Source organism: Sphingomonas faeni (assembly GCF_003053745.1).
Taxonomy (GTDB): Bacteria; Pseudomonadota; Alphaproteobacteria; order Sphingomonadales; family Sphingomonadaceae; genus Sphingomonas; species Sphingomonas faeni.
Genome location: NZ_QAYE01000016.1, coordinates 23,565 through 34,919, shown reverse-complemented (window position 1 = coordinate 34,919; position 11,355 = coordinate 23,565). Strand labels below are relative to the sequence as shown.

Genomic DNA, 11,355 nt, shown 5'->3' with positions numbered 1-11,355 from the left:
AGACCGATCGTTGTGACGTTTCCCATCGTGACTCTCCTTCGACTCTCCGCAGGACATACTGCTTGAGGGTTGGAGAGCCGTCCACGTCATCACAAGCGGACGCTCAGGCCGCCCTGCTCGCTTCCCAGCTTCGGTCGTTCATTCAGTGTCAATTGTTGGCCCAAATTTTTATAGGCCATCAGTAACGACCGCTTGCCGCATAGTCTTTCCTAGGAAACCGGCCGCAGTCGAAAAGCGATCGCGAACCTGGTATGTCCCGGGTGCGATGTCAGTGTCACCTGCGTAGCGTGCGCTTCGGCAACCTGCGCTACGATCGCGAGGCCGAGACCGCTGCTACCTGCCGAACGGTCCCGTTTCCAGAACCGATGGAAGATCGCCGCATGGTCCTGTTCGCGGATCCCGGGGCCGTCGTCGCAGACGGCCAGCGTCCCGTCCGTGCCGACCGAAACGTCGATCCTGCTGCTGGTACCGCTATGCTTGACCGCATTCTCCAACAGGCACCCCAGCGCCTTGGCGATCCAGGCCGCGTGCCCCGCGACCATCACGCTGTCCGCACCGGGTGACAACGCGATCGACTTGTCCGAGCGGAAGGCCAGCGGTGCGATCGATGCCACGCCGTCCGTCGCGATCTGGACGAGATCGACCGATGCCGCGGTATCCAGTGCCACGGTCTCCAACTCGGCGAGTTCCAAGACCTGCTCGACGATCCGGCCGAGCGCGTCCAGGTCGCTGCAAAGCCTTGCCCGCAACGCCGCGTCGTCGACCGCCTCGACACGCAGCCGGGCGACGGCGATCGGCGTACGTAGCTCGTGTGCGGCATCGGCGATGAAATCGCGTTGCATGCGGTAACTCGACGTCAGCCGTTCGAGCAGCGCGTTGACGGCTAGCGCGAGCGGGCGAACTTCGGCAGGAAGCCGCTCGTCATGCAATCGAAGATCAAGCGGCACGCCTTCCGCGGTCTCCAGCGAAGCCGACGCCCTACGCACTGGCAAAACCGCGCGGCGGATGATCAGCACGTCGATCGCGAGCAATAGCAACAGCAGCGGCGCCACGATCGCCATTCCGTAGAGCAGGAACTGCGCGAGCAGATCGTCGAGGATATAATCCGGATGCGTGAGGTTCTGGAGCACGGCGATCCACACCCGTTCGTTACCAACCTGAGCCGGGCTACTCGTCCCTGCATAGAAGGTGCGGCGCGACTGGCGACGAAAGAAGCTTTCCTCGTCCTCCAGCGGAATATCCGCGGTCGGCAGGACCATCTTTGACGCCGATTGGAACAGGACCGTGCCGCGTTGATCGAGAATGCGGAACGAGAAGCCTGCACTGGGCGCGAACACCGCCGCGCTGGTATTGTCCTGCGTCAACCGGAGCCGGCCGGTCCCGTCGTGCGATAGCGCCTGCCGCAAGGCTTGCGCGTGGACGTGGAGCGTCTGGTGCTGAATCCGCGCCGCGGTCGTGTCGAGGAACAGGTACACGCTGCCGGCGACCGCGATGGCAGTGATCAACACCGCGATCGCATGCCACCGCAGGATCTGCGCCATCAGCGACCGCGGCTGGCTTGTCATGCGGCACGCTCCATAATCATATACCCCACCCCGCGGACGGTGACGATCTCGACATCCGCCTCGGCCAACGTCAGCCGCCTTCGCAACCGGTGGATATACACCTCGACCGCATTCGAGCCGAGATCGTCAGCGAGCCCGAACAGCAGTTGCTCGATATGCGCCTTCGTCACGACCCGGCTCGACCGGCGGATCAGCGCGGCGAGCACCTCCAGTTCGCGCGCGGACAGCACCGTCGGCACGCCGCCGATCGCAACCTCGCGCGTGGCGGGATCGAAGCTTACATTGCCGCAATCGATCGTCCGATCGACAATCGTCCCGCTACGCCGGAGCAGCGCCTGGATCCGGGCGAGCAGTTCCTCGGGCGCGAACGGCTTGGCGAGATAATCGTCGGCGCCCGCTTCGAGACCCGTCACCCGGTGTGCGACGCTCGCCCGTGCGGTCAGGGCGATCACCGGCGTGCGATCGTCCCGCTCGCGCATCGCACGCACGACCGATAGCCCATCGGCATCCGGGAGTCCCAGATCGAGGATAACGACGGCGTAGCGCGTGTAGGACAGCACGATCAGCGCATCCTCGGCCGTGGTCGTGCAATCTGACGCATAGCCCGCCGTATCGAGCAGACGGACCAGCATCGTGACCAGCTCGGCATGGTCCTCAACGATCAGGATTCTCATCGCTCGGCCCGGCTCTGGGCGCGCCGATTGCGCGGCGCTTCACGCGGCGATCGGTCTGTAAGGCTCACGTAAGCCAGGCCGCGTAGCCCGGTCGATCCACGATCCAGATCTTGATCCCAATCGATGTCGCACGATGCGCCCTCAGCAAAAATCAGAGTGTCTCCATGTTCGATACCCTTCGCCCGTTCCGGCGACCCGCTACGCTTTCCGCCCCGGCGATATTCGATGTGCCACGACGGGTCGCGCTGTTTTCCGGCAACTACAACTATCTTCGCGACGGCGCCAACCAGGCGCTGAACCGCTTGGTGGCGTATCTCGAATGCCGCGGCACCGACGTCCGGGTCTATTCGCCGACCTCGGATACGCCGGCGTTCGAGCCTGCGGGAACGCTCGTTTCTGTTCCGTCGGTGCGCATCCCGGGTCGCGGCGAGTATCGACTGGGCCTGGGATTGTCCGCTGAACTGCGTCGCGACGTGCAGGCATTCCGGCCCGATATCGTCCATGTGTCCGCTCCGGACTGGACCGGCGTCGCAGCACAGCGGCTCGCGAGGACGATCGATGTTCCGGTCGTTGCCAGCCTCCATACGCGGTTCGAGACCTATGCGCAGTTTTATGGCGCAGGGCTGATCCGGCCGGCGATGGAGCGACACCTCGATCGCTTCTACCGGAGCAGCGACATGATCCTCGTTCCGACCGCGCCAATTGCGGACGAATTCGCCGAGCAGGGCTTTGCCGACCGCACGCGCCTATGGGGGCGCGGCGTCGACCGCGACCAGTTCTCGGGCCGCCATCGCAATCTCGCCTGGCGGCGATCGCACGGCTTCCAGGACGACGACGTGGTCGTCCTCTTCTTCGGCCGCCTCGTTCGCGAGAAGGGCACCGCATTGTTCGCCGATATCGTCGACCGGATCACCACCTCGGGCGTCGCGATCCGGCCGCTGATCGTCGGCGACGGTCCCGAACGCCGCTGGCTCGCGAAGCGACTGGCGAATGCGCGGCTGACCGGTAGCCTGTCGGGCGACGAGCTCGGCCGCGCGGTCGCCAGCGCGGACATCTTCGTCAACCCGAGCATCACCGAAGCGTTCGGAAACGTCACGCTGGAGGCGATGGCGTCGGGCCTGCCCAGCGTGTGCGTCGACATCCCGAGCGGCCGCAACCTCCTGCGCAAGGGAACGGGCATGTTCTACGCCCCCGACGATATCGACGGCGCGGTCGCGGCCGTCCGCCGCCTCGCGGTCTTCTCCGATCTGCGGTCGACCATGACGCGCGCCGCGCGTGCCGCGAGCGAAGAGTATAGCTGGGACAAGGCGTCGAAGATGGTCATGGACGCGTATCGCGCGCTCCTGAACCAGGAGCATGGGGAGACCGTACCGACTGCCAGGCCGCTGACCCGGTCGATCTCGGGCTGACCACGGTGATCGCACGGTGGCGTGGTCCGGCATGGTCGGGGTTGCGTCGCGCTACCTCCTCGCGGTCGGTTCGTACCGGCGTTGCCGTGGTGGCGATGCTCGCGATCGTCGGCATCGCCGTGTCGGCGTTGTCGCACCTGCTGGACGGCGTCAATGGGAGCGACATCCGCACGGCCTTGTCGCGGATCAATTGGCCACGCCTGTTCGCCGCCGCTGTCGTGACCGCGATCAGCTACGGGGTACTGACCGGATATGACGTGGTCGCGCTGCGGATCGTCGGGAAGCGCGTCCGCTATACGCGCGCCGCACTCGCGTCGTTCACCAGCTATGTCTTCAGCCAAAATTTTGGGTTCGCGCTGCTGACCGGCGGCACCGCGCGATTGCGGATCTACCAGCCGGCGGGCCTGACGATCGGCGAAGTAGCGCATATCATGGTTCTGACTGGCGTAACCTTCTGGTCCGGCGTCCTGCTATTGCTGGGGTTCGGACTGATCGTCCAGCCAGGGACGGTGGCTGTCGCCGGCGTAGCGCTGTCCTATCCAGTGCACGCTGCGATCGGCGGGTCGAGCTTTGCCATTCTCGCTGCGGTTCTGGTTGGACTGAAACGTCGCGCAGGACGGACGCTCGTCCTATTCGGCCGCTCCATACCGCTGCCCAGCGTGTCGCAGGCGCTCGCTCAGATCATGCTGGCGAGTGTCGACATCGTTTTGGCAGCCACCGCGTTGTTCGTGCTGCTGCCGGGTGCGGAGGCAACGCTTTTTCCCGCCCTGCTGCTCGGGTATCTCGTCGCGATCGTCACCGGTCTCATTACGCACGCGCCCGGCGGGGTCGGCGTGTTCGAGGCGGTGATGCTCGTCAGCCTGCCCGATATCGACCGCGCAAGCCTGTTCGCCGCATTGCTCGCCTATCGCGTGGTCTATTACCTGATCCCGCTGGCGATCGGCATGCTGCTGTTCGGCATCCATGAGCTACGCGGCGCACGTGTAAGGTCCGCGTAAGTCGGAGACGCGATGAGGACGTGTCCATCTGCTCGGTCTATCGGAACCCTCACATGTCCATTCGCGCCCTGTTCTGCGCATCGGTCGTCCTCGGTGTAGTCGTCGCCACCGGCGCGGACGCGCAATCGGCGATACCAACGTCAATTCCGGGCGCGACGTCCGCTGCGATCCCCGCCATTCCCGAACCGATGATCTTCGACATGGTGCGCCCGCTTGGCGCCCGTCGCGGCGAACTAGAAGTCAACGCGCTCGCGCAGGTCAATCTCAGCGGCCCCGGCCGGCATGTCGAATGGGCACCGGAAGTCGAATACGCCGTTGCCGACGGCTTCGCGGTCGAGATCGAACTGCCGTTCACCAAGAGTCGCCCGACCGATTACAAGATCGGCCTGCAAGGCACATTCGGCACGTTCCGCGGCGGCCGCAGCATCCACGGTGTCCAGTATCTGGGACTCCACAACCGCCGCGACGGCGGCTGGTCGAGCAGCCTGTTGTACCTGCTCGGCAACCGCTTCGGCGAGCGACTGAGTACGATGACGATGGTCGGCGCGGGCGACGTGACGCTCAAGAGCACGAAGGGTACCGGGCTGATCGTCAATCACACGACGTTCTGGGACGTCGGTCCAGACACCGTGCTTGGCTTCGAAGTGAACCGCCAGACGGGGGCGAGCCGGTATTGGCTGCTGATGCCGCAGTTGCACCGCGCGATCGGGCAGAAGGTGTCGGCGCAGATCGGCGCGGGTACCGAACGGAGCGCGACTGGTCCGTTCCGCCCAAGGGTCGGCTTACGCGTCATTCGCGAGTTCTGACATCTGGCTGGTTTTACGAGCGCTGGCCCGGCCGGTTTCAGACTGCCGTTGGGTCCGGCGAGCCTTGAGCAGATCCTGTCGCGAGAGGATGCCGACAACCTGTCGCGTATCGCGCGCGACGATCGGCACGCGTCCGACACCGGATTCGACCATCATGTCGGCCACGACTCCGATCGGCGTATCGGGATACGCGACGAGCAGCGAAGCGTCCGACAAGGTCTCGGTCAGCGATACGTCGGTGCCCGGTTGCATAGTCCGCCAGCGCAACGCGTCGGTCCGCGACACGAGGCCAAGTATGCGACCCGCATCGTCGACGACCGGATAGCTCCGATGTTCGGCGCGATCCGCGAAAAAAATCGCCGCGTCTGCGGTCGTCATCGAACCCGGCAGCGTCGCGGGCGCGCGTGACATCAACTGGTCCGCCTGCATCAGGTCGAGCGGATCGACGCTATATTCCTGCAGGATATGCCGGCCGCGGCGTGCGATCTTCTCGGTCAGGATCGACCGCCGCATCAGCAATACGCTGACCGCATAGGCCGCCGCTGCCGCTGCAATGGTCAGCGGCAAGGCATCGAAATGCCGCGTCAGTTCGGCCGCGAACAGCGCCCCGGTGATCGGCGCCCGCATCGCCCCGCTCATGATCCCGGCCATGCCAATCATCGCCCAGAACCCAGGACCGCCGGGCAGGACCTGCCCGGTCAGCGCGCCCGCGGCGCCACCAAGGATCAGCAACGGCGCGAGGATGCCGCCCGACGTTCCCGATCCCAGGGCAACCAGCCAGACGACCGCCTTTACGACCAGCAGCGCGAGGATGACACGCACCGCGAGGGACCCGTCGAGTAGCGCCTGGATATTGGGATAGCCGGCCCCCAGGACATGCGCGTCGACCAGTCCGCCAAGTCCGACGACGACCCCGCCGATTGCAGGCCACCACATCCAATGCACCGGCAGGCGATGAAACGCGTCCTCAACCGCATACAGCGCGACCGACAGCGCCGCTGCCAGCACGCCGGTGACGAGGCCTACTCCTGCGGCCATCGCGAGCGGCCAGGCGCCGGACGGGGTCGTGCTCGGGAACGAGAACATCGCACCGCCGTCGAGCAGCACCGGCCGCCACGCGAACGCGACCAGGACGGCGACCACGACCGGTACGAAACTGCGCGGCTTCCATTCGAACAGCAGCACCTCGATCGCCAGCAGGATTGCCGCGAGCGGAGTTCCGAAGATCGCGGTCATGCCCGCCGCCGCGCCCGCGACGAGCAGTGTCTTGCGCTCGGCGGCACTCATGTGGAAGCGTTGCGCGAACAGCGATCCGATCGCCCCGCCGGTCATGATGATCGGCCCTTCCGCCCCGAACGGCCCGCCACTGCCGATAGATACCGCGGCGGATAGCGGCTTGAGCAGAGCGACCTTGGCCGACATCCGGCTTTCGCCGAACAGGATCGTCTCGATCGCCTCGGGTATGCCATGCCCCCGGATCTTGTCGGAGCCGTAGCGCGCCATCAGGCCGATGATGAGACCGCCAATAACGGGAATGGCGACCATCCACGGCCCGACGAGCGTGTCGACGATTGCGGCTGACCGCGTGGAAAGTCGACCGAACCAGAAGAGATTGGTCGCGAGCGCGATGAGTTTGATGAGCATCCATGCCGCAAGCGCCCCGCCGGTCCCGACGACGATCGCCATCGCCGCCAGCATCAGCATCCGCCGGTCGGCGCTATGGTCCGCGAGCTGGTGGTTTTCGATTGCTCGTACCGCTGCGATCATGATGAGAGTCTTTCGCCTCCGAGGAAGGCAGGCCATTATATCGTAGTGCGATATATATCAACACGGGCTGATTGCGATGAGTGATACGGACGCATTGAATGACGCCGATTACCAGGCACTGGCGGATTTTCGCCATGCGCTGCGGCTGTTCACGACCTTCAGTGAGACTGCGGCGGCGGCGGCTGGGCTTGCGCCGCAACAGCATCAGGCGCTGCTCGCGATCCGGGCCGCGCCGGTCGACGACATCACGATCGGCTATGTCGCGACGCGGCTCGTCCTCAAGCCGCACAGTGCCTCGGGACTGATCGACCGGTTGGAGGCGTCGAACCTCGTCGTCCGCTATAATTCCGATGGCGACAAGCGCCGCTCGCTCCTGCGCCTGACACCCGAGGGAGAAACCATGCTCGCGGGCCTGTCGTCGGTCCACCGCGACGAGATCGCCCGCCTCCGCCCCATGCTTACGGAGATGCTCGATCGATTTGGGTGAAACATCGATATCGGCCGGGAAGGTTCTGTCGTAACGCGATCTAAAATGCCAGGTAACGCAAACGCGGATGGCTGGCTGTTGCGCAAAGAAGCGCTGGGTAACGAGGGGGGAATTCGAACGATGGTGACCGGTAGGCGGGGTCTTTGGGCCTTCGTGGTCGGCTGTATCGCGGTGACGATCGGGGTCGCGCTTCATCTGCCGATGTTCCTGATGGCCCGCAGCATGGGCTACCGGATGGCCGGCATGCCGATGGACGTCGGCATGCTGATCGGCATGGCGCTGATCGTCGGCGGGACCGGCCTCGCCGCCTATGGGTTGCTGCCGGGCGATGCGATGCGGTTGCGGCGGCAATTGACGCATATGACCGTCACCGGGCTGCAGGATGCACCGTTGCGCGCATCGCACTGGGTCATGATGGGCGCACTGATCGTGGCGTTGGTGATCGACGTCATGAAGCCCGCCGCGCTTGGCTTCACCCTGTCGGGCATGACGAGCGAATATGGCGTGTCGCGTGCCACCGCCTCGCTGGTGCCGTTTGCAGCGCTGTCGGGGACGGTCGCGGGATCGATCCTGTGGGGCTTCGTTGCGGACATATACGGGCGCAAGGCGTCGATCCTGCTCTCGGCGGTGATGTTCGTCGGCACGTCGATCTGCGGCGCGATGCCGAGCCTCGCCTGGAACATCGCCATGTGTTTCATGATGGGCGCGGCCGCCGGCGGGATGCTGCCGGTCACCTATGCGCTGCTTGCGGAGATGATGCCGAACCGACACCGCGGCTGGAGCCTCGTGCTCATCGGCGGCCTGGGCGCGGCGGGAGGCTATTTCGCTGCCAGTGGCCTGTCGGCGCTCCTCCAACCGATCTTCGGCTGGAGGATCCTGTGGCTGGCCAATCTGCCGACCGGACTGCTGCTGATCCTTCTTGGTCGGCTGATACCGGAATCGCCACGGTTCCTGGTCGTTCAGGGGCGCACGCACGAGGCGGAGATGGTGCTCGCGCGCTTCGGTGGCGGGCGCGTGACGAGGCAGGACGCGCTGTCGAATGATGGGGCGGACGTTGCGGCACGGCCGACCCTGCGCAACGCTGGAGCACTCGTCGCCTTCAGCATCGCCGCGCTGGCCTGGGGCTGCGCGAATTTCGGCCTATTGCTGTGGCTGCCCGCCGACCTCGTCGCTCGCGGTTATAGCGTCGGCGTGGCTAGCGGACTGCTCGCCAAGGCCTCGCTGATCGCGGTCCCCACGATCTTCGTCGCGGCGCTGCTCTACAGCCGCTGGAGCAGCAAGGGTGCGCTCGTCGCGGCCATCGCGATGCTCGCCTTGGGACTCATCGGAGTATTGTGGGTCGAGCGGCAGTCCGGCATCGTCAGCCCCGTACTGCCGGTCGCCGCACTGATCGTCGGCGTGAACGCCATCATCGCCATCTTGTTGCCCTACGTCGCTGAGAGCTTCCCGGCGCGCATTCGGGGGCGCGCCACGGGATGGGTGGCGGCCTGTTCCAAAGCCGGTGGCCTGGGCGCACAAGGGCTCGCGATCGCGGGCGCGGTCCCGCCGCTGGCGACGGTAGCGGGCTTAGTTCTGGTACCGACGGCCGCCTCTCTCGTGCTCGTGGCGTGGCTGGGTCGCGAAACGAAAGGACGAGATGTCGACGTTATCTAGTCAGCGATCTAAATGTACAATTCGCTGCGTGAAGCAAATGACGGCGTCTGACGACCTCAGACTTAACCAGCGCATTCGTGGTTAGCGTCTTCGAACTGCCAAACCTAAAACCGGGTTATACCAACTACAGAGACCCAGTTCCGGACATTCACGACCTTCAACTCGCTTCCCGCAATCGGACATTTGTTCATGTACGGGCGATACGAGAGGTCGAGGAATGGTGAGCTGCTGAAACCTCAGCTATCGCTAAGTGGTGACGGTCGGATCAACCTATCCCCTCCGCGGCCATGGCCGCCTGGACGGCGGGCCGCGCCTTCATGCGCTCCCGCAAGCCGAGTAGCGGTAATGGCAGATCTAGCGCAAACCGATCCGCCCAGAGCAGCATGACGAACAGGTAGAAGTCGGCGACGCTCGGCGTGGCCCCGAACAGGTAGTCGCCTTGCGAGCCATCGGAAAGAGGTTGCATCAGGCGGAGCACCGTATTGCCTGCCCTCGCTTTGTCGGCAGCGCTACCGGCATGCCACATCGGCTTGTACGCCCGGTGGATCTCGGTCGTGATATATGTCAGCGCCTCGATGACCCGCGTCCGCCCCATCGCGCCGCCGATCTGCAACGCAGGCGTCTCGCCAGCGATCCAGTCGAGAACCGCTAGATTCTCGGTGATCATCGTGCCGTCGTCGAGAATGAGCGCCGGCACGTATTTCTTCGGATTGATCCGTGCGAAGTCTTCGCCGCCAGCCGTGCGGAACGTGCGCAAATCGACGCGTTCGGCTTCAAACGCCATCCCCGCCTCTCGAAGCGCGATGTGGTCGGCCAGGCTGCAAGCGAGCGGGCTGTAATAGAGCTTCATCGAACAGATTCCTTGTGAGACACGGCATGGACGGTGATCGCGATTGCCAACACAGCGGGCAGCGTCACGGCAGGAAAATCGCGAAGCAGCGCGGACGGACCACAGATCCCGACTGCCACTTCCCAGACGTGGAAGAGCGCATGCCCCGAGAGCCAGATCGCGGCCGCCCCCCAGGAAACCGAACGATGGATCGGACGTGCTGCACCCAACAGGAACGCCGTGCCGACGCCGAGGAAGGTCAACCCGATGTCGCGTACAAAATGCTGGTTGAATGGTCCGGTCGTGGTGACGCCGGGAACCGCGAAATACCAGCTCACGGGCGATGCGAGCATGAAGACGCCGTTTGCGACCGCGCTCACTCCCAGCAGGATCGCGATGCCCAGGACGACACGGCTCACCGGCCTGCGAACCATGTGTCGTAGTCAGTCGCGCCCATATGCGCTCCGGCCGCGGGCATGAGCGAGATGTCGTCGATCTTCGCACCAAAATAGAGCGCGTCGGCCTCCCCCACTACGCCGCGCGCGTCACCGGTCGCCTCGAGATAGCGACGCACTAGCGCATCCATCCGGAAAGCCGTCGGGCCCGCCACCTCGATCGTCCCGTTCGCAGGCGGTGCGACGACGATCGCGGCAAGCGCATCCGCGACGTCATTGGCCGCAATCGGCTGGAACAAGGCGGTCGACAAGTGAATCGCTTCGCCCGCTGCGGCCGAATGCGCGATGCCGCCGAGGAATTCGAAGAACTGCGTCGAATGCAGGATCGTATAGGGCATGCCCGACGCGCGGATCAGCGTCTCTTGCGCGACCTTCGCGCGCATATAGCCGCTGTCGGCAAGGCGCTCAGTCCCGACGACCGACAGCGCGACATGGTGCCGGACGCCCGCGCCCGCTTCGGCAGCAAGGACGTTGCGGCTCGAGGTTTCGAAGAACGCGAGCACCGCGGCATCCTCGAACGATGGCGAGTTCGCGACATCGACGACCACGTCCGCCCCGGCCAGCGCCGCGGCGAGGCCCTCCCCCGTCAGCGTGTTCACGCCGCTGTTCGGCGACGCGGCGACGGCCTCGTGTCCCGCTGTCTCCAAACGCGAAACGAGCTTCGAACCGATGAGGCCAGAGCCCCCGATAACGACGATCTTCATGTCCCGAT

General features: G+C 65.0%; 11 protein-coding genes. 5 read left to right on the top strand and 6 right to left on the bottom strand.

The annotated features are described in order from the left end of the window. Positions 1-209: 209 nt before the first annotated feature. Both C8J25_RS19170 and C8J25_RS19165 read right to left on the bottom strand, forming a co-directional pair. Entirely contained in the window at positions 210-1,565 is a 1,356-nt protein-coding gene (locus C8J25_RS19170; RefSeq protein WP_056059973.1) for a sensor histidine kinase, read from the bottom strand. Then, positions 1,562-2,239: a response regulator gene (locus C8J25_RS19165; protein WP_056059971.1), complete on the bottom strand. Its 678-nt coding sequence runs from the start codon at positions 2,237-2,239 to the stop codon at positions 1,562-1,564. The genes C8J25_RS19170 and C8J25_RS19165 overlap by 4 nt, the downstream gene beginning before the upstream one ends. Before the next feature lie 164 nt (positions 2,240-2,403). Between C8J25_RS19165 and C8J25_RS19160 the strand changes: the two genes are divergently transcribed. Genes C8J25_RS19160 through C8J25_RS19150 form a run of 3 tightly spaced genes read left to right on the top strand, consistent with a single transcriptional unit; the run spans position 2,404 to position 5,452 of the window. Then, positions 2,404-3,648: a glycosyltransferase family 4 protein gene (locus tag C8J25_RS19160; protein ID WP_107955947.1), complete on the top strand. Its 1,245-nt coding sequence runs from the start codon at positions 2,404-2,406 to the stop codon at positions 3,646-3,648. Positions 3,649-3,653: 5 nt separating this feature from the next. Continuing rightward, positions 3,654-4,646: a lysylphosphatidylglycerol synthase domain-containing protein gene (locus C8J25_RS19155; protein ID WP_146173413.1), complete on the top strand. Its 993-nt coding sequence runs from the start codon at positions 3,654-3,656 to the stop codon at positions 4,644-4,646. Positions 4,647-4,699: 53 nt separating this feature from the next. Next, a complete protein-coding gene (locus C8J25_RS19150; protein ID WP_244187231.1) occupies positions 4,700-5,452 on the top strand; it encodes a hypothetical protein in 753 nt (250 codons plus the stop codon). On the opposite strand, the gene C8J25_RS19145 is transcribed toward C8J25_RS19150, so the two are convergent. After that, positions 5,429-7,222, bottom strand: a complete 1,794-nt coding sequence (locus C8J25_RS19145; RefSeq protein ID WP_425275484.1) for a chloride channel protein — start codon at positions 7,220-7,222, stop codon at positions 5,429-5,431. The two genes, C8J25_RS19150 and C8J25_RS19145, sit on opposite strands and share 24 nt — an antisense overlap. Positions 7,223-7,295: 73 nt before the next feature. On the opposite strand from C8J25_RS19145, the gene C8J25_RS19140 reads away from it, so the two are divergent. Continuing rightward, entirely contained in the window at positions 7,296-7,706 is a 411-nt protein-coding gene (locus C8J25_RS19140; RefSeq protein WP_056059962.1) for a MarR family winged helix-turn-helix transcriptional regulator, read from the top strand. A gap of 45 nt (positions 7,707-7,751) precedes the next feature. Beyond that, entirely contained in the window at positions 7,752-9,359 is a 1,608-nt protein-coding gene (locus tag C8J25_RS19135) for an MFS transporter (RefSeq protein WP_244187229.1), read from the top strand. Between the two features lie 265 nt (positions 9,360-9,624). On the opposite strand, the gene C8J25_RS19130 is transcribed toward C8J25_RS19135, so the two are convergent. Genes C8J25_RS19130 through C8J25_RS19120 form a run of 3 tightly spaced genes read right to left on the bottom strand, consistent with a single transcriptional unit; the run spans position 9,625 to position 11,347 of the window. Further along, complete coding sequence (locus C8J25_RS19130) at positions 9,625-10,209, bottom strand: glutathione S-transferase C-terminal domain-containing protein (protein ID WP_107955945.1); 585 nt, start codon at positions 10,207-10,209, stop codon at positions 9,625-9,627. Continuing rightward, positions 10,206-10,607 (bottom strand): hypothetical protein, encoded by a 402-nt coding sequence (locus C8J25_RS19125; RefSeq protein WP_244187228.1) that lies wholly within the window; start codon positions 10,605-10,607, stop codon positions 10,206-10,208. Before C8J25_RS19125 ends, C8J25_RS19130 begins: the two co-directional genes overlap by 4 nt. Continuing rightward, positions 10,604-11,347, bottom strand: a complete 744-nt coding sequence (locus C8J25_RS19120) for an SDR family oxidoreductase (RefSeq protein WP_107955943.1) — start codon at positions 11,345-11,347, stop codon at positions 10,604-10,606. The genes C8J25_RS19125 and C8J25_RS19120 overlap by 4 nt, the downstream gene beginning before the upstream one ends. Between the last annotated feature and the right edge of the window lie 8 nt (positions 11,348-11,355).